Origin of the sequence: Nostoc sp. ChiQUE02, from assembly GCF_034531305.2 — a bacterium.
GTDB lineage: Bacteria > Cyanobacteriota > Cyanobacteriia > Cyanobacteriales > Nostocaceae > Nostoc.
On record NZ_JAVRBN020000082.1, the window covers coordinates 1 to 17478 of the forward strand.

17 protein-coding genes are annotated in these 17478 nt (G+C 42.7%); 10 read left to right on the plus strand and 7 right to left on the minus strand.

Features of this window, described 5'->3' with window-relative positions:
• The first annotated feature begins 160 nt into the window (after positions 1 to 160).
• The 3 genes from RM347_RS33995 (at position 161) to RM347_RS34005 (ending at position 2280) form a co-directional block, all read left to right on the plus strand.
• The gene (locus tag RM347_RS33995) at positions 161 to 835 is read left to right on the plus strand and encodes a HupE/UreJ family protein (protein WP_322717150.1); all 675 of its coding nucleotides are present in this window, start codon (positions 161 to 163) and stop codon (positions 833 to 835) included.
• A gap of 324 nt (positions 836 to 1159) precedes the next feature.
• A complete protein-coding gene (locus tag RM347_RS34000; RefSeq protein ID WP_322717149.1) occupies positions 1160 to 1723 on the plus strand; it encodes a hypothetical protein in 564 nt (187 codons plus the stop codon).
• Between the two features lie 179 nt (positions 1724 to 1902).
• Positions 1903 to 2280 carry a DUF2358 domain-containing protein gene (locus tag RM347_RS34005; protein WP_322717148.1) on the plus strand — a complete coding sequence of 126 codons (378 nt, stop codon included), beginning with the start codon at positions 1903 to 1905 and terminating at the stop codon, positions 2278 to 2280.
• A gap of 162 nt (positions 2281 to 2442) precedes the next feature.
• On the opposite strand, the gene RM347_RS34010 is transcribed toward RM347_RS34005, so the two are convergent.
• The 4 genes from RM347_RS34010 to RM347_RS34025 form a co-directional block, all read right to left on the minus strand.
• The gene (locus tag RM347_RS34010; protein ID WP_322717153.1) at positions 2443 to 3000 is read right to left on the minus strand and encodes a peroxiredoxin; all 558 of its coding nucleotides are present in this window, start codon (positions 2998 to 3000) and stop codon (positions 2443 to 2445) included.
• Between the two features lie 62 nt (positions 3001 to 3062).
• Positions 3063 to 3299, minus strand: coding sequence for a regulatory protein SipA (gene sipA / locus RM347_RS34015; RefSeq protein WP_322717147.1), 237 nt, complete (start codon positions 3297 to 3299; stop codon positions 3063 to 3065).
• 235 nt (positions 3300 to 3534) lie between these two features.
• On the minus strand, positions 3535 to 4056 hold the full coding sequence (locus tag RM347_RS34020; protein ID WP_322717146.1) for a Coq4 family protein: 522 nt from the start codon (positions 4054 to 4056) through the stop codon (positions 3535 to 3537).
• Positions 4057 to 4121: 65 nt separating this feature from the next.
• Positions 4122 to 4664, minus strand: coding sequence for a Spy/CpxP family protein refolding chaperone (locus tag RM347_RS34025; protein ID WP_322717152.1), 543 nt, complete (start codon positions 4662 to 4664; stop codon positions 4122 to 4124).
• Between the two features lie 377 nt (positions 4665 to 5041).
• Here RM347_RS34025 and RM347_RS34030 point away from each other — a divergent pair, with 377 nt between their 5' ends.
• Both RM347_RS34030 and RM347_RS34035 read left to right on the plus strand, forming a co-directional pair.
• The gene (locus RM347_RS34030) at positions 5042 to 6307 is read left to right on the plus strand and encodes a sensor histidine kinase (protein WP_322717145.1); all 1266 of its coding nucleotides are present in this window, start codon (positions 5042 to 5044) and stop codon (positions 6305 to 6307) included.
• On the plus strand, positions 6307 to 6969 hold the full coding sequence (locus tag RM347_RS34035; protein WP_322717151.1) for a response regulator transcription factor: 663 nt from the start codon (positions 6307 to 6309) through the stop codon (positions 6967 to 6969). The genes RM347_RS34030 and RM347_RS34035 overlap by 1 nt, the downstream gene beginning before the upstream one ends.
• A 114-nt stretch (positions 6970 to 7083) precedes the next feature.
• Here the strand turns inward: RM347_RS34035 and RM347_RS34040 are convergent, their stop codons facing one another.
• A complete protein-coding gene (locus RM347_RS34040) occupies positions 7084 to 7368 on the minus strand; it encodes a hypothetical protein (protein ID WP_322717144.1) in 285 nt (94 codons plus the stop codon).
• 177 nt (positions 7369 to 7545) lie between these two features.
• Between RM347_RS34040 and RM347_RS34045 the strand changes: the two genes are divergently transcribed.
• Complete coding sequence (locus RM347_RS34045; protein WP_322717143.1) at positions 7546 to 8439, plus strand: LysR family transcriptional regulator; 894 nt, start codon at positions 7546 to 7548, stop codon at positions 8437 to 8439.
• Positions 8440 to 8485: 46 nt separating this feature from the next.
• On the opposite strand, the gene RM347_RS34050 is transcribed toward RM347_RS34045, so the two are convergent.
• Positions 8486 to 9127 carry a transaldolase family protein gene (locus tag RM347_RS34050; RefSeq protein ID WP_322717142.1) on the minus strand — a complete coding sequence of 214 codons (642 nt, stop codon included), beginning with the start codon at positions 9125 to 9127 and terminating at the stop codon, positions 8486 to 8488.
• Between the two features lie 39 nt (positions 9128 to 9166).
• Between RM347_RS34050 and RM347_RS34055 the strand changes: the two genes are divergently transcribed.
• From RM347_RS34055 to RM347_RS34065, 3 genes are all read left to right on the plus strand, one after another.
• On the plus strand, positions 9167 to 9601 hold the full coding sequence (locus RM347_RS34055; protein ID WP_322717141.1) for a hypothetical protein: 435 nt from the start codon (positions 9167 to 9169) through the stop codon (positions 9599 to 9601).
• 97 nt (positions 9602 to 9698) lie between these two features.
• Entirely contained in the window at positions 9699 to 12224 is a 2526-nt protein-coding gene (locus RM347_RS34060; RefSeq protein WP_322717140.1) for a sigma 54-interacting transcriptional regulator, read from the plus strand.
• A 311-nt stretch (positions 12225 to 12535) separates the two neighbouring features.
• A complete protein-coding gene (locus RM347_RS34065; protein ID WP_322717139.1) occupies positions 12536 to 12874 on the plus strand; it encodes a hypothetical protein in 339 nt (112 codons plus the stop codon).
• Here the strand turns inward: RM347_RS34065 and RM347_RS34070 are convergent.
• Positions 12860 to 13717 (minus strand): Rpn family recombination-promoting nuclease/putative transposase, encoded by an 858-nt coding sequence (locus RM347_RS34070; protein WP_322717138.1) that lies wholly within the window; start codon positions 13715 to 13717, stop codon positions 12860 to 12862. The two genes, RM347_RS34065 and RM347_RS34070, sit on opposite strands and share 15 nt — an antisense overlap.
• Before the next feature lie 321 nt (positions 13718 to 14038).
• Here RM347_RS34070 and RM347_RS34075 point away from each other — a divergent pair, with 321 nt between their 5' ends.
• The gene (locus tag RM347_RS34075; RefSeq protein WP_322717137.1) at positions 14039 to 17248 is read left to right on the plus strand and encodes a HEAT repeat domain-containing protein; all 3210 of its coding nucleotides are present in this window, start codon (positions 14039 to 14041) and stop codon (positions 17246 to 17248) included.
• Positions 17249 to 17478: the final 230 nt, after the last annotated feature.

A 17478-nucleotide genomic window follows, 5' to 3' on the forward strand; every position in this document is an offset into this window, starting at 1 on the left:
TACGGATGCACGCAGTAAAATGGGACGGTTGTATCCGGATGTCTCACCTAGCAAAGTTGGCTTGCCAGACTACTAGTGTAATCTAGCATGATTACCACGTTAGTTTTTTTGGGTAGGTGGGTAGTATAAATTACCGAAAAAACTAATTTGGCAGATGGTAATGTTCAAGACTAAATTATCAGAATCCCGTACTTCAGGGGAATTTCATCCCTCGAAGTTAATGCATCGCCATATTGGAGCGATCGCAGCCTTAATTTTAATTAGCTTACTGAGTTCATGGAGTGGGACACCAGCCGATCATGCCATCTCTAACCCCTGGGAAGGCTTTCTCTGGGGACTGGCAGATCCAGTAATTGGCTTGAATTGTTTAGTTGGTATTATTGCTATTGGCTTACTCTCATCTGTGTTTGTTCGTGGCGCTGCGATCGCTGGATGTTTTGTCTTAGCCGCAATCTTGGGCATTGTAATTCATGTATTTCAGCTAAATTTCCCAGGCACAGAAATAGCCATCGCCATTTCTACCATTGTTTTTGGTACTATGCTGATGATGTCAAATCAACCAAACTTTATGGTGCTTGCTCTGGTGAGCGTCAGTGCTGGTTTATTTCAGGGTTACGCTGATGCTGGATCTATTATTGGGGCAGGAATGATGCCACTAATTGCCTATATACTAGGCATTACCTTAACTCTGTTTGTAGTTGCCATGAGTGCCAGAGAAATTGGTATTGCAATGGGTATGGGAGAAATAAACCAAATTTTACCCTGGAAAATGAGTATTGCTGGCTTCGCTTTCTGTGCGATCGGCATCGTGTTTTTGAGCACTTCGTTCATTTAAATCACATATTTCAATTCAGTGGAATACATTCATTTGTGGGGGCGTACACCTAGCTGTGCGCCCCCACTGCGTATTCAGGGAAACTTAAACTTTACCACTGGAAGTTGTTCAGCAATCAGCACAGCATTCTAGTAGTCTGCCAACCCAAAATTGCTGGGCTGGGTTTGGACTGGGGAAAAGGGAAGGTGGGGCCCCCTTATCCCTAAAGGGGGCAGGGGCTAAAAACCTTTTCCCTTTACCCCGCAAAGGGAACTTGGCGAACTACTAGTGAATAAGGTGATACACCTCTGCGCTAATCTAGAGGCTATATCCAAATAAAGCCTTATGACACCTGAAGAAATAGCGGCTACGCTAACAGAATTATTTGGCACATCGGCTGTTGGTGCAAGCGCCCCTGGATCGTGGCAAGTAGACGCTTCTACTTTTCGGCTGTTGGTGCTGCTTTCCGAAGATAATACTTGGCTGCGAGTTTTACTGCCTATTGTGCCCATCCAACAAGCCCAACCATTTTTAGAACAGTTCCTAGAAGCCAACTTTGATGACACTCAGGAAGTACGTTACGCTTTGTATGAAGGGGTAATTTGGGGGGTATTTCAACATAACGTTGAGACTTTAGTAAGCGCAGATTTGTCCAATGCAATCAACCGACTTGTGTCTCTCTATCAGGCTGGATTAGATAATGTCTTTAATCGCCTAATTGAAAGCCGCATCCGGCAAATTATTAAGGCAGCAAAACAGCAAGGACAATCTCTCCAAGCTACTATGCAAACCTTAGAACGCTTTTACGCAGAAGGATTAATGGGCGAAATAAATCAAATCCCAGAGGCACGAGAAGAAGTCCTAGCTACTTGGCGGCGTCAGTTAGAACGTTTATGGAATGAAGGTTGATTTCAATTTTCAATAGGGATTTATATTCGCGCCACGTTTCCATATTAAACCAATTTACAGATATATAGCGGTTCTCGCTTGAGTGAGATACAAGAACCCCACCCCGAACCCCCTCCCCGCAAGCGATGAGGGGAATATGATATACCTTGTATGATTAGGAAACGCTATATCTATTTATCATGGATATCATTGAAATCCTCAAAGAAGACTATCAAAGGTTCCCAGAAAATCAAACTTACAGCATTTACGCTCCAGACGTTTATTTTAAAGACCCACTAAATAAATTTAGTGGTGTTAAACGTTACAAAGAAATGATTAATTTTATCAAAACTTGGTTTTTAGATCCCAAGATGGACTTACATAATATTCAACGTTTAGGAGACACAATAAAAACTGAGTGGACACTAAGTTGGAATACTCCTCTCCCTTGGAAGCCACGGATCTCTATTCCTGGTTGGAGTGAATTAGGTCTTAACTCTGAGGGTTTAATTGTCTCCCATGTCGATTATTGGAACTGTTCACGCCTAGATGTGGTGAAGCAGCATTTTTCTCTTTAAATAGTCGATTATTAAAACAATATGATAACTGACAAAATACCGTTAATAAAAACTTTGGTTTGTAGTGAGAACTAAAGTCCTTACATCTGCTAATTTTGAACTAATTGCTTAATTATTGTTAGCCTAAACCAAAGAGACAAATCCTTGACTTAGGCTAATCATCTAAGAAGCTGTGGACTGTAATTTTTCTAGTCGTGCCAGCACTTCTGAACTGTGAATGGTTGGGTTGACTTTGACAAAAGTCTCGCGCAAGACGCCTTGAGGATCGATGATAAAACTGTGACGCATAGATAAAAAGCCGAGCCACGAACCATAAGCTTTACTCACTGAACCATCAGTGTCAGCCAACAGCGGGAATTTTAGTCCCTCTGAATCACAAAATTTGGCGTGGGAATCAATATCATCAGCACTAACGCCAATAATCTGAGCATTTTTTTCGAGGTATTGGGGTAAGTCTTGCTGAAAACGACGAGCCTCTATAGTACAACCAGAGGTAAAATCTTTGGGATAAAAGTAGAGGACTAACCACTTACCACGCAAGTCAGAGAGGGAAATTTTGCCATCACCTGTGTTAGTTGGCAAAGTAAACTCTGGTGCGGGTTGATTAATTGCAGGAAGTTTACCACCAAGAGCATCAGCAGCAGGGGTAAAATTCAGCCAGCCGATGATAGAAATACAGCTGGCAAATAATATGCTTAAAAAAGTGCGGCGGGAAATCATGGTGCAAACCAGAATCACAACTTTACACAAGTTTACAATTCTTGGTTGCGAGAAATCTCATTCTAAGTGAGATTCGGGAGGGTATCTATGCTTTCGATGTATTGACTATCTAGGAGAAAGGCCCCCTTAGCAAAGCGAATACCCCAATATCCACCGGGTCTGCGATCAATGACTATACCTTCTTCGCCAATGTGAATTACATTGGGTGGGCGCAGCATGGGCATAGGTTCAGCAGTTTTGACATAGGCTGGTAGTGCCACAACACGGACTTTACTACCAATTGCAAATTCTTTGGACATTTTAATCAAGCTAGGAGTTTTGAATTAACTCATAACTCATAACGATCTTGAAAGTCTACTAAATTGGTCATGGGGCCAAACAGTTCCGTTAGTGGATAGCTAAGGTTTAGCCCGTGCTGAGTAATGAAGTGAGATTTTCCACTCAGCACTCAAAACTCCTGGAGGCATGGGAATAAATAGGGAAAGGGAAAGGGGATGAAGTTTTCCCCTTTCCGCATCTTCTGCAAGAAGTCTGTTAATTTTTGATTATGGAAAACAATGCCTGGACATCAGTCAAGGGTAAGTGCCAGAGTAATTCTGGTTGCCAAGTATCTGGGTCAAAGTGGGAGTGACGACCGCGTTGGTATGCTTGCCAAAGTCTGTCCCAGGTAAATTGTTGTCGAGAATTTAGGTTTTTATGGATGACTCGCAACAGTCCTAGCCCCAGCATCAAGTTAGTTATGCTAAATTTGGTTCCTAATAAAAATGCCTGTACTTCTGCTTCACCAATAAAGTCTGTGCCATAGCCTGTGAGGACGTGAACCCCGTCATGGAGTTGTTTACGGCGGCTACCTGTAGTAAAGGGTTTTAAATTGTGTTCATTGAGAAAGTCTGCCCAAGTTTTACCAAAAGTGCCAGTCGGGAGAAAATGCAATTTCTCTATTTCCACAATTTGGGGAACATCTCGCCCCTGCGCTTCAGCGATGCGATCGAGTAAATCTAATACCTGTTGCAGGCGAAGAGCGGGATTTGGGGAAGCGGCAAAGGGTTGGATCATAATCTATTTTGGGATTGAGATGGGCGGCACTGCCCACCCCAGAATTATTATTTTTTGAAAGATGATTATTGAGGATTGCCTTGTTGACGGCGTGAAGGAGCATTTTGACGGAATTGCTCTAATTTTTGACGCTGTTCCGGGGTTAAGACTGCTTGAATCTGTTGTTTCTCAGACTCGCGGATTTGTCGCATTTGGGTTTTTTGTGCTTCAGTTAGATTTAAGTCAGCAAAACCACCCTTTCCTCGACGTTGACCGGGTTGCCGTTGACCTTGACCTGTTTGCCCCTGAGCTTTACGCGCTTGCCATTCAGCCCGACGTGCTTGTTTTGCTGCCTCTAATTTTGCTTTTTGTTCTGGGGTCAAAACTGCTTCAAATTTGGCACGGCTATCACGGCGAATCGTCTGAATTTGGGCTTTTTGGGCATCTGTTAGACCCAAATCTTTCCAAGGGCCCCTTTCTTTTTGTGGAGTTTGTGCGAGTAACACGGGTGAAGGAGAGGCTGTTTGGGCGTGAACAGCAAAGGAAGTTGCAGTTAAAGTTAAGGCGAGAGCGCAAGGCGCACACTTCGTGAACGCTCCAGCAACTAGCGATAATGCTTTGAGTTTCATTACTTGTCTGGTGGGTTTTTCCTGGTTGGATGTCACCATCATAAAAACTTATCTTCAGTAGTTACATGAGGAGAAAGTCATGGTTTTACCCATGACTTTAGTCATGATGGAATTTTGAGAAACATGATTGACAATAAATAGTTAGGAGTTAGGAGAGAGACGTGATTAATCGTGTCTGTACAAGGGTTAGGAATTATAAATAATGAAAAACTTGATTATGATTAATTCATAAGTCGTTATTTAGCTTATTCCCTAACGGTTTTGCTCTTGGAACTTATTTTTAATTTCTCACTCAGCAAAAAGTTTAAGCGGCAAAAGCCGCTACTCAAATATTCGGAATTCCTAACTTATAACTTATAACTGGAGCAACGCGACTAATGAGTCGTCCAATTCAAATTAAGAAACATCCTTTTCCATCTCTGCTTTATCTGGAGTGGACATTACTAGCAATCACCGCATTGACAGCCGTGATACCACCTCCGTTACGGCGTTTTCGTCCTAAGCCTCCAGAACTATCAATTTGTGGTGCATTTCCAGACTTGTCAGTTTGTAGCATATTGCCAGAACTATCAATTTTTAGTCTGATTATTTTTGCATTAATGGGTTTAAGATTACCCAGTAATAAGCAGACAACTAAGGTAATTTACACAGTCATTGAAATTTTATTGATTTTAATAATTGGATTTTTCGGAGAGAGATTTGCTCGGCTTTTCCCCTTTCTCTATATAATTTTAGTGACTCGCAGTTGTCTGATTTTTCAGTTACCTGGCCGTTTATTTGTTACAAGTTTATCATTCACATTATTTTTAATTACTACACAACTAAAATATCAATTATTCAATTTTCAAGCATCGCCACAGGCGCAAGAGCGATATCGATTTTTGATTTTGAATTCGTCGCTAGTATTTGGCTTAAGTTTGGTTTTTGTGTTGTTGATGATGAATGCAGTCTTGTCTGAACGGCAAAGTCGAGAAAAGCTAGCTCTTGCTAACGAAAAACTCCGTCAATATGCCATGCAAATTGAAAATCAAGCTACCTTAGAAGAACGTAACCGCATTGCTCGTGAAATTCATGATTCATTAGGACACTCTCTGACGGCTTTAAATCTGCAATTAGAAACTGCTTTGAAACTATGGCAATCTAACCCAGGCAAGGCTGAAACATTTCTAGCAACTGCAAAGGAATTAGGTTCAAAAGCTCTAAAAGATGTCCGTCAATCTGTTTCTACTATGCGTTCTAATCCCTTACAAGAACAGTCTTTAGAACGTGCGATCGCTAGTCTTTCAGAAAATTTTCATCGCTCTAATGGCATTTTACCAATTTATAAAATTAACCTGGAATATTCTCTACCACCTGAAATTAATACTGCTATTTACCGGATCACTCAAGAATCTTTGACAAATATCTCTAAATATGGGTATGCAACAGAGGTTAAACTTGAACTTACTACGACAAGAGGAAATTTACGATTGATAATTCAAGATAATGGTAGAGGTTTTGATTTAGGGCAAAATACTACTGGTTTTGGACTTCATAGTATGCGCGATCGCACTTTAGCACTTGGAGGTGAATTTAATATTAGTAGCACTCTTGGTTCTGGTTGCAAAATTACAGTTGATATTCCCTTAACGAGGTTGGCATGATGATTAAAGTGTTGCTGGTAGACGATCAAAGTTTAATTCGCCAAGGATTAAGAGCGCTATTGGAACTAGAAGCAGATTTAGAGATAGTTGGAGAAGCAGAAAACGGTGAACAGGCGATTAATTTAGTTGCTGAATTTCAGCCAGATGTAGTATTGCTAGATATCAGAATGCCGATTATGGATGGAGTTGCAGCCACGCAAGAAATTCAAAAACGTTTTGTCAAAACTAAGATTTTAGTACTCACAACTTTTGATGATGATGAATATGTATCAGCAGCTTTGCAAAATGGGGCGATGGGTTATTTATTGAAAGATACACCTTCAGAAGAATTAGCTGTTGCTATTCGTGCCGTTCATAAGGGATATACTCAATTAGGCCCAGGTATAGTTAAAAAACTGTTGACTCAGTTTTCTCATCCTGGATCAACTCAGTCACCGCCTGTACCATCTAGTTTAATTGAACTCACTCCTAGAGAAAAAGAAGTTTTGCGGTTAATTGCTACAGGCGCTAGTAACCGAGAAATTGCTCAGGAACTCTACATTTCTGAGGGGACAGTAAAAAATCATGTTACAAATATTTTAAACAGGTTAAATTTGCGCGATCGCACTCAAGCTGCGATTTGGGCAAATACCTATTTATCCTATTTGAATGAGCCAAGTTAAATAATTCGTAATTAACTCGTAATAATACTCTTACAGATGCTTGTTGCGACTATCCTTACGGACCAAGAGGAGTAATTTTTATTGTCAATTACCAAAGTAAATTTTGTCATATTTTTAATACCTATAAAGCTGTTCAATCCACATACAGATATCAGCTTGGGAACCCGAAGAAAAAGATTTTCCGGTTGCAGGGTCGTAAGCTTGCCAATAAGTATTACCGTGGCGGTCAACCTTTTGCCAAACTTGTAATTCGTTAGGATCTGCTAGGAGTTTTTTGACAAAACTTTTCCACAGACTATGTAGAGATTCCCAGAAGTTTGAGTTGAATTTTTTCTTGAATAACGGATTACAATTTATTTCTATATCTTCTGTTGGTAGACACCTAATCTCATTGCTCATAGAATTATTCCTGAAAGTTGCTCAGTAGATAAAACAGTAGCAACATCTCAGTTAGGAATCAAATCATGGCTTGCATAGGTTCTATAAATGGTATTTATAGATATGAGAAATCACTAATACAACCTTTTTGCCACAATAAAGTCAGGATGTGTATGCCCTTGTTCTCATCAATTGCCCATGAAACTCTCCCAACTTCGAGCCATAGTTGCAGTAGCAGATCGTGGTAACTTTAGTGAGGCAGCCTTAGAATTGCAGCTTTCCCAGCCTGCGATTAGTCATGCCATTGCCACCCTAGAAGAAGAGTTGGGTGTGCCTTTATTTGCCAGAGGTCGTCACGGTGCTGTGCTGACACCTGCTGGAGAGCGGATTTTGTATCATGCGCGTCAAGCAATGCAGCATCTAGAGATGATGCAACACGAAGCAAACCTGCATAAAGGTTTACACGGTGGTCATGTGCGAATTGCGGCTTTTCGGAGTGTCGCCACCCATCTATTACCAAAAGCGATCGCCCAATTTCACAATCAATTTCCAGAAATTGCTGTCACAATCATAGAGTGCGCTGCTTTCACGGATGTAGAACAGTGTTTGCGTGATGGACGTACCGATATTGGTATTACCTGTCTGCCAACCAGTGATGAATTTGAAACCTGGGAAATTTTTCGGGATGAGTATCTAGCTTTACTACCACCAGATACCAAAATTAGCAGTCCGAAAATTACTTGGGAAGACATAGCAGCCTATCCGCCAGTTTTGCTTCCTTGTACACCCTGTGGACGCATTCTTCATAACCACCTGAAGACTTTAGCAATTCCAATCAATACTGCTAGCGACATTCAAGAAGATTCCACAGTCGTTAGTATGGTGAATCAAGGGTTGAGAGCAGCTATTATGCCTCGTTTAGCAGCTGTACCCATTCCCCCAAAGGTGCAGGTATACAGTTTACCTGCACCACTCGAAAGAGTAATTGCAACTGCAATTTTATCTAACACCCTGCAAGTGCCTGCGGTGTTCACATTTCTGGAAATGTTGAGAAAATTCGATTTTTATAGTTTAGCTAAATTCACTTATTAATCGCATTTGACAATTTTGTGTGGAACTAAAACCCAATAATTACGAATTAGTAATTAGTTAAACCGATGCCTCCTTTAGCAAATTCTTCAACGGTTTTTTGTGAGAATTCATGAGTTGCGATCGCTTGCAACATTGCCAGTGGTAAAGTTAAATGATGGGCCCCGGCTTGCAACGACGCGGCTGCTTCTTCGGGAGATTTGATACTAGCTGCCAAGATTTCCATATCACTGCCTTTGAGTACGCTAGCCATATCCCGCACCAAAGCAATACCGTCACCTAACAACCGAGTCGCGCGATTTACATAAGCTATAGCAATTTTAGCTCCAGCTTCCCGTGCTACTGCTGCCTGTGCTGCACTGTAAATCGCTGTCACCGAACAGGTAATTTCTGGTGAGAGACTTGCCACCACTTCAAAACCTAACGGTGTTGCAGGAATCTTTAAAATTGTTTGTGAACCAATAATCTCGAAAGCTTTTCTACCTTCAGCTAGCATCCCAGCTTTATCTGATGCCATAAGTTGATAGTATAACGGCCCAGAAGTCAAGGCAACCAATTTTTTGAGCGTGGTTTCTGGTGGGGTATCGCTTTGAGACAACAGCGTGGGATTTGTGGTAATGCCTTTCACCCATCCCCAAAGCTTAACAACTTCAGCTTCCGATGCGATCGCTGAGTCTAGATATAGTGCCATAATTTTCCTGAATCGATTGTTAAAATTAATTTACCAGATATGCAACTTAGACTAATACAGATTAGTACTTATAGATCCTTAACTTCTCAGGAGGAAAAGGTAATTTTAGATTATCTAAAATCAATACCTGAAGTTGCAGTATATGAAATTATCAAGAGCATGGTTGAACAAAAAAGCCTGGTTACTATTGTAATAGCAAAGAAGGTTTTGCATACAAGAGATTATGTCACGAAAATGTTTAGCTATGGAGTTTTAGAATCCAATGCTCAATCTATTAAATTATGGTTAGATTTTGTAATTCCTAAACTGGGATTTAAGTCAGTAGTAAAATTAATTGAAGATTTAAATAATGATAGTAATAGGTTGATCGAGAAAGCAGCCTACTGGCTTCCTCTGTTTATCTCGGAGAATGAAAAAAGGTCTTGGAACTTACTGGAGAATTTAAAGGAAAAGCTAAAGTCTAGTGCGATCTGAACTTGATTCAGAATTCAGAATTCAGAATTTTAAATTCTTGACTCAGCTTCAAGGGATAATTCTGGTTATACATAACAGCCTACACGGAGAATTTAATATGACATCTCCAGAAACGGTTATATGGCTACAAGAACGCACGTCTTTAGGAATTCTCTCGCCTGAAGTGTTAAATGCGATCGCTCAAGAAATTGAAGAACAAGTAGTGAGTGCCGAAACTGACTTAGTTAGCGAAGGCACTCCTCCAGAAGCCCTTTATATTCTCCAAGAAGGTCAACTCGAAAGCAATAGCACCAATGAAAGCAACCCAGCCTTAGCTTGTGGATTCCTTCCCGGAGCAGTGATTGAACTCAAAGAATTGCTGTTGGATGAATTAAGTCCATTCACAATTACTACGGTAACCGAATGTCACTTGTGGGTTGTGCCTGCTGCTAAATTTCGGGAATTAGCCACCCAATACCCCGAAATTGCTCAGGCTTTTTCGCGTCAATTAGCTCAAGAATTAGCTCAAGTCACATCTGCACTTGGCTACGAACAAGAACGTTCCGTAGCTTTGCGACCATATTTAGTTACCAAAGCACAACGGGGAATTGTCGGTACAAGTCGCTATGCTGTGCGGCTGCGGGAGCAAATTCGCGAAGCGGCTGCTGACCGCAAATCAGTGGATATTTTCGGAGAACCAGGGTTAGAAAAAGACAATATCGCAGCCCTAATCCACTTTGGTTCTCCAAAACGGCGAGAACCAATTATTAAAGTCAATTGTGGTATTCTCCAAACCAGCGGTGCAGATTTATTCGGTCGCGCTGGCGGTAAACCTGGACTGTTGGAATGGTTGGGAGAAGGGACTCTGGTTCTCAACAACATCCAAGAATTGCCCGAAGAATTATTATCTCCCGTGACGCAGTTGCTCAAAACTGGCACATATACCCCCGTGGCTCGTTCCGGAGAACCAGCACCTGAACCTCGCCCCAGTAGAGCCAGAATTCTGATTGTTTCAGAAAAAACTCAGCCGACAATTGAACGTTCTGTTGGTCACATTATTAAAGTACCACCGCTACGGGTGCGGAAACCAGATATTCAAACACAGGTTGAATATTATACTAGTCTCTACATTCGAGCTAGAGGCGTTCCGAAACCGCACATTACCCCAGAAGCTTTGCGTCGCCTCCAGTCTTATGATTTTCCTGGTAACCTCAAAGAATTGAAAAATCTGGTAGAAAGAGCGATCGTGCAAGCGGAGGGTGCCAATGAATTAACAGAAGAAATTTTCTGGCCAGCCGAAACGAAGAAAAAACGATTTCGGGTGAATCTGTTAAATGCCTATCCTCGTTTGCGGCAGTTTTTACGTAGTCCCTGGTGGCCCGATCGCATTAACTATGGTTTTACTGCAACGGCTTTTGCGATTATTGTTGCAGTATTATTTATTGGGCCGCAAACCCGCGATCGCAATTTCGTCTTAAATCTATTTTGGGCTTGGTGGTGGCCCTTTTTCTTATTTCTCTTTCCTTTTTTGGGACGTATCTGGTGTTCTGTTTGTCCCTTCATGATTTACGGGGAAATTACCCAAAAGTTATCTTTATGGCTGTGGCCTCGAAAACTGAAACGCTGGCCGAGAGAGCAAGCTGAAAAATGGGGCGGATGGTTCATGTTTGGTTTGTTCACCCTAATTTTCTTATGGGAAGAACTCTGGCATTTAGAAAATACAGCTTACCTCAGCGCTTGTTTGCTGCTGTTAATTACAGCTGGGGCGATGATTTTCTCGGCTCTTTTTGAGCGGCGGTTTTGGTGTCGTTATCTCTGTCCCATTGGCGGGATGAATGGTTTGTTTGCCAAACTCTCAATGACGGAACTCCGGGCACAACAAGGTATTTGTTCTGCCAGTTGCACTACTTATCAATGCTATAAAGGTGGGCCGCAAAAGGGCGAAGGGCTGGAAACTAATGGATGTCCTTTATACTCCCACCCAGCGCAGTTAGAAGATAACCGAGATTGCGTACTGTGCATGACTTGCCTGAAAGCCTGTCCCCATCGTTCCGTTGAGTTCAACTTGCGTCCCCCTGGAATTGAACTGTGGACAACTCATGTACCCCGCAGCTATGAAGTAGCATTATTGTTTTTGCTGTTGGGTGGGATATATCTGCATCGCTTGCCAGAGTTGCAAGCTTGGTTGGGATTACAACTGGATTTAACTCAGTTTTGGCAACACTTGGGATTATCGCTGCTCGTGTTAATTATCCCAGCGATTTTTACCTTTGCGGCTTATGGCTTGCTCCAAGTGTTCAACTTTAATCGTAAGCCTCGAAAATTTGTAGAACTTGCCTATAGCTACCTACCATTAGTTTTGGGGGGAAACTTGGCTCACTATCTACGTTTGGGCTTAGGCGAAGGCGGGCGGATTTTACCCGTGACCTTTGCTACTTTAGGTTTGAGTGGGGAACAATTGCCAATATTGGTTGCCCACCCGGCAGTGATTGCCTTTTTGCAAGGTACAACCATAATTTTCTCAGTGTTGTTGACTATGTTATTAACGCAAAAGATTGCCAAGCAACCAGTGCGATCGCTCCTTTGGCAACACCTAGCTGCGATCGCTTTGGGAGTTAGTATGTGGGCGATTATCGTATTTTAGCGATGTCTTACGACAAGCCGCTGACGCTCCTTCTCCCAAGGGGAGACGCTACGCGAACGTCGCTACCGCTTCGCTAATGCGTCTACGCTCATTTGTAAGGCTTTGAATCTTACTCCCCTTCCCTTGTGGGGAAGGGGTTGGGGGTTAGGTCTTTATTAGACTCAACTGAAAGCTGATATATTCCACCAGGCGGTTTCTAATCGCCTGGGCTAGGTGCAAAATGTGATTTAAAAACATTCTTCCCTACGAACGTGATACAAAATACTCATATGATTTATGATTTTTCCCTCATAGTATAAGGATTACAGATAATGCACGTTCTAAAAAGATCCATCAAACCAGCAACCTATATATCGTTCCTCCACATTTACCAAACTACTTGGGGGACTGCTGGTGATATTTGTTTAATCCGTGAATCTGTAGCTAATGACAGTACAGCCAAGTTTGTCGGTCACAAAATCCAACTAGTAGTACCAAGAGGGTTGGAGCGCGATCGCATCGCCAACTGTCCAATAATTAAAGTTGCAGGTAATGTCGGCGACGGACATCCAAAAGAGCATCCGTTGGAATGGGAGGCTTATGAGGGTGTAAATGAAGAAATAGCTTTAGCAGCTCTCAAACCTTGGGGATTCAAGTTAATTGAACTCTAATGTGGCAAACCAGGCTTCTAAATCCGCGATCGCCTGAAAATCCAACAATGCTTCACCGAGATTTTCTAATTGTTCTAAGGAGAGAGTTTCAATCCGGTCTAGCATCTCTTGGGGTAATTCTCCCACCCGTCGAGTAAGTTGACGGAGAATGAGCAATTGCCCTTCCGCCTTTCGTCCTTCTTCCCGTCCGCGTTGTTCTCCTCGTTGTTCACCTTCAGCGAGAATTTCTTGATAAATTACTGACTCGCGCATCATACCCTCCCGAAATAATTGTCGAATCAAGTCTTGATTGTATTTTAACCCCGCTAAGATTTGGGTGTAAGCAGAAATTTCTGGTCGTTGTCTTGGCTCAAGTTGATTAACTTTGACCACAACTTGTTGCAACAATGCTTGAGGTTGCGTGGTTGCTGCCAGTGGTGCTAAGGGTAACAAAGCTGGCTCATTGAGGAATAGTTCGGGATTTTCTTCCCATAAGCGAATCACGCGATATTCATGACGAGTAGTTTCGACACAGAAGACAGTTTCAATTACTGTTCCTGGTGCAGGGGGAAGCAATAATACGACAACTTGCGTTATTGGTAGACGATACAAACGATACAAGCGTACCCAATAATCTAGCATCCGCAGGGGTAGGGGTGGCGTAGATTCTAGTTTGGTTTGAAATTCCAGATGCAGAATGCGTCCTTGTAGTTGTAAAAATGTGACATAATCAGCGCGAATTGGTTCAATACTCAATTCGGTTTTGAGAACTGTGACGGAAGTTTGTGGTGTTCCTAATACCCAACTGGCAAAGATAGCAGGATGTTTTTCGGACAGGAGTTTGCAGAGGTTATCAAAGGACATTAGCGATCGCTAACAATTGAACGAGGTATTGTTATTATCTCGTGCAGTGGTTTGAGTAGGCGATGTCTACGACGGGCTACGCCTACGCACCATCGCTCAAGGAAGCTCAGTACTATACTCTGAGCGTATCTTTTTAAATTCCTGTAATAATTACATTAATATTCCATTTCTGGCTAGGTTGAGTTATCAGACGGTAAAAAGATAACTGTAGCGATTCCTGATTTACTAGTAAGAAACCTAACTCCCTTCTCTTTCCCTACTGAGGAAAGGGCAGAAAGAGCCTTTATATCTAAATAAAATTACGAATTACGAATTATACAAATGTATTTGCACATAATTAAAAAGCGATCGTCGCCTTTTTTCCTTTTTCCCTTTACCTTGCTGTTGACTCTCCTCCTCGCCCTGCCTTGGGTAAGTGCGAAAGAACAGCCGAAGCCCAAGCCAGAAGCGTGGCAGATTAACGGTATCGTTGCTGCCATTGATGATAGATATGACGGAGTAAAGACACTCGCTTTTGAAAAATTAAATGAATATGATCTAAAAAATTTGAACCTGGTGGTTCAGAAACCAGAGGATATTGCTCAGAAAGTTTTCAATATCCTCAAGAATAAAACTGTTGACTCAAATGTTCGTTCCGGTGCAGTATCGGCATTGGGAAATATGGGAGAGGCAGCCAAACCCTACGTCAAAGATATTGCTGACATCCTCAAGGAGAAATCCGTTGACTCTGATGTTCGTTACGGTGCAGTAAAGGCACTGGGAAATCTGGGAGAGGTTGCCAAACCCTACGTCAAAGACATCGCTGACATCCTTAAGGATAAAACCGTTGACCCCTCTGTTCGTAGAGGTGCAGCAGAGGCATTGGGAAATCTGGGGGAGGCTGCCAAACCCTACGTCAAAGACATCCTCAACTTCCTTAAGAATAAAACCGTTGCCTCCTTTGTTCGTTACAGTGCAGCATCGGCATTGGGAAATCTGGGGGAGGCTGCCAAACCCTACGTCAAAGAAATCCTCGACTTCCTCAAGGATAAAACCGTTGGCGAATTTGTTCGTAGAGGTGCAGCAGAGGCACTGGGAAATCTGGGGGAGGCTGCCAAACCTTACGTCAAAGACATCGCTGACATCCTCAAGGATAAAACCGTTGACTCAGATGTTCGTTACGGTGCAGTAAAGGCACTGGGAAATCTGGGGGAGGTTGCCAAACCCTACGTCAAAGACATCCTCGACTTCCTCAAGGATAAAACTGTTGACTCAATTGTTCGTAGAGGTGCAGCAGAGGCATTGGGAAATCTGGGGGAGGCAGCCAAACCCTACGTCAAAGACATCGCTGACATCCTCAAGGATAAAACAGTTAACGAATCTGTTCGTTCCAGTGCAGCATCGGCATTGGAAAATCTGGGGGAGGCAGCCAAACCCTACGTCAAAGACATCCTCGACTTCCTCAAGGATAAAATCATTGGCGAATCTGTTCGTTCCAGTGCAGCATCGGCATTGGGAAATCTGGGGGAGGCAGCCAAACCCTACATCAAAGACATCCTCGACTTCCTCAAGGATAAAACCGTTGACAAAGATGTTCGTTCCAGTGCAGCATTGGCATTGGGAAATCTGGGGGAGATAGCCAAACCCAACGTCAAAGACATCGCTGACATCCTCAAGGATAAAACCGTTGACAAAGATGTTCGTGCCAATGTAGCAGAGGCATTGGGTAAGATAGAACAAGTCAACCTGAATAATGTTGTTGTAATTCTGGATAGCGTCTATTACGCAGGTCAATCAGAATTTGAACAGTGGCGATTTTTGACATATTTTTTAGGTGGCGGCACTAATGAAGTCAAAACACTGCTCACATGGCTGGGTTTTCCTGAGACTAAAACGATTCCAGCTTCATTAAGCCACGATCGCGGTGATAAAACTCTCAAAATCTTTGCCCAAGTCTGGGAACCCAGTCGAGATTTTGTACGAGTACGCGAAGACTTAGCAAAGCAAATTGCTGTAGTTGCGAGAAAAGTCTCTTGGCAACCACAAGATATTGTTATTTTAGAAACTCACTACAACAACCTCAAAAAAGCCGGCTACAACGAAGCTGATTCGCTGCAATCAGTAATAGTTAACCTCAAAACTTGGCAGTGGTTGTTCAACGCCAGAACTACTATTTTGATTCATGCTGCCTTTTGGCTAGCCCTCATCTTCGCTTACCCCAAATTTCCCCAAGTTCAAGCCATCTTCTTCTGGAATCCTTGGGTGAGGCGCATTCTCGGAGTCGGCTACGTCGGCTTAATTCTCACCTGGGTTCCCTTTTTCCGCGAAAAGTTATTTGAACCCTTCAAGCCTTCCCTACTAGCCGATGCCGGGTTAGATAATTTTAACCCCGAAGCTTACTTCCCAAATTCTAAAGTGAAAGTTCCTGGTGTCGAGGAACCCGTACCAATTACCCAAGTGCTACCTAGCATCAAAGGACAAGTCATCTTGGAAGGTGATTCTGGCTTGGGTAAGTCGATGTTTCTGCGCTATTTGGTAAAAACTTCTGGGCGGCTTGTGGTTTATCTACCCGCCCGCAAGTGTGACAAAGGGGTAATTGAAGCAATTCAAGCCAAACTGCACGGACAAGCACAAGATGCTGATTTTCTCAAGAATTTAATTTACAGTGGCGCATTAGATATTTGCATTGACGGACTCAATGAAGTTACCGCCGACACCAGAGCAAAAATCTGTCAGTTTGCCGAAAGCTATTTCCGGGGTAACATCATCATGACTACCCAACCCCTAGAGTGGACACCACCCTCAACAGCCAAAATATATAAATTGCTGCCCCTTGAGGAACCACAAATTCAGCAATTTCTGATTTCCCGTCAGCCACGATTGCCCAAAAATGCCAAAGTTCAAGGTACTAATTATGAGCAAGCCACTGCTAATTTTTTAACCAAAGCCCTCACCAATCAGCAATCACCACAGGAATTAAGCGCGATTGAGAAGGTTCTCTCTAATCCAATGGATTTAACTGTGGTAGCCCTGATGCTATCCCAAGGCGAATACCCCGATTTGTTTCACTTGCAACAACATCAATATCAATTGATGGCAGCAGAATACTTGCAAGAATGGAACCAGGAATTTCCGCTGAAAAAATTCTCCGATGCTGTCTATCAAATGCGGTTGAAGGATGAGCAGGCGTTACCTGCGGATGAATTTTACCAGGTATTACAGTCATTGGAAGACGAGAAATATAAAATGGTTGTCAGCCGTCAGTGGCAAGACGAAAAAGGCGAAGCCAAGAGAGAATGGTACTTCCGCCACGATAAGATTATGGATTTCTTTTTGGTGCAGAACTTTCTCGGCGAGAGCGAAGAAGCTAAAAACCGTCTCCTTGACCACATGGACGACCCCCGTTTTCGTGGTGTCTACTTTTTGCTAGCAACCTTACTCCCGTTAGATGCTGCCAAAGAACTGAAGGAAAAATTAGTTCAATACGCCGCTGATACCAAAGACCATACTGTGAGTGATACCTTCGTGCAATTGTTGCGGCCAAGGTCGTGATCTGAATTTTGGCGTTGCATAGTTGCGGGATGATTTAGCAACTTCCAAAATTCTCCCCCTGCTCCCAAGATAAAGTCAAAAGTAAAAAGGTGAGCCACTGCGGTGGACGGGAACACCTGCATAAAGCAAGTGGCGAACCCGAAGGGCAAAAGGCAATACGCTTGGGTTAAGAGGAATAGTAGGTTGGGTTGAGCGACAGCGAAACCCAACAAAGCCTCAGAAATGTTGGG

What these genes read in the sequence shown, in the direction of transcription:
- RM347_RS34075 (WP_322717137.1), top strand. Translation starts at nt 14,039, where the DNA reads ATGTATTTGCACATAATTAAAAAGCGATCGTCGCCTTTTTTCCTTTTT.
- RM347_RS34025 (WP_322717152.1), bottom strand. Translation starts at nt 4,664, where the DNA reads ATGAAACTCAAAGCATTATCGCTAGTTGCTGGAGCGTTCACGAAGTGT.
- RM347_RS34045 (WP_322717143.1), top strand. Translation starts at nt 7,546, where the DNA reads ATGAAACTCTCCCAACTTCGAGCCATAGTTGCAGTAGCAGATCGTGGT.
- RM347_RS34050 (WP_322717142.1), bottom strand. Translation starts at nt 9,127, where the DNA reads ATGGCACTATATCTAGACTCAGCGATCGCATCGGAAGCTGAAGTTGTT.
- RM347_RS34070 (WP_322717138.1), bottom strand. Translation starts at nt 13,717, where the DNA reads ATGTCCTTTGATAACCTCTGCAAACTCCTGTCCGAAAAACATCCTGCT.
- RM347_RS34005 (WP_322717148.1), top strand. Translation starts at nt 1,903, where the DNA reads ATGGATATCATTGAAATCCTCAAAGAAGACTATCAAAGGTTCCCAGAA.
- RM347_RS34035 (WP_322717151.1), top strand. Translation starts at nt 6,307, where the DNA reads ATGATTAAAGTGTTGCTGGTAGACGATCAAAGTTTAATTCGCCAAGGA.
- RM347_RS34000 (WP_322717149.1), top strand. Translation starts at nt 1,160, where the DNA reads ATGACACCTGAAGAAATAGCGGCTACGCTAACAGAATTATTTGGCACA.
- RM347_RS34060 (WP_322717140.1), top strand. Translation starts at nt 9,699, where the DNA reads ATGACATCTCCAGAAACGGTTATATGGCTACAAGAACGCACGTCTTTA.
- RM347_RS33995 (WP_322717150.1), top strand. Translation starts at nt 161, where the DNA reads ATGTTCAAGACTAAATTATCAGAATCCCGTACTTCAGGGGAATTTCAT.
- RM347_RS34020 (WP_322717146.1), bottom strand. Translation starts at nt 4,056, where the DNA reads ATGATCCAACCCTTTGCCGCTTCCCCAAATCCCGCTCTTCGCCTGCAA.
- sipA (WP_322717147.1), bottom strand. Translation starts at nt 3,299, where the DNA reads ATGTCCAAAGAATTTGCAATTGGTAGTAAAGTCCGTGTTGTGGCACTA.
- RM347_RS34065 (WP_322717139.1), top strand. Translation starts at nt 12,536, where the DNA reads ATGCACGTTCTAAAAAGATCCATCAAACCAGCAACCTATATATCGTTC.
- RM347_RS34055 (WP_322717141.1), top strand. Translation starts at nt 9,167, where the DNA reads ATGCAACTTAGACTAATACAGATTAGTACTTATAGATCCTTAACTTCT.
- RM347_RS34040 (WP_322717144.1), bottom strand. Translation starts at nt 7,368, where the DNA reads ATGAGCAATGAGATTAGGTGTCTACCAACAGAAGATATAGAAATAAAT.
- RM347_RS34030 (WP_322717145.1), top strand. Translation starts at nt 5,042, where the DNA reads ATGAGTCGTCCAATTCAAATTAAGAAACATCCTTTTCCATCTCTGCTT.
- RM347_RS34010 (WP_322717153.1), bottom strand. Translation starts at nt 3,000, where the DNA reads ATGATTTCCCGCCGCACTTTTTTAAGCATATTATTTGCCAGCTGTATT.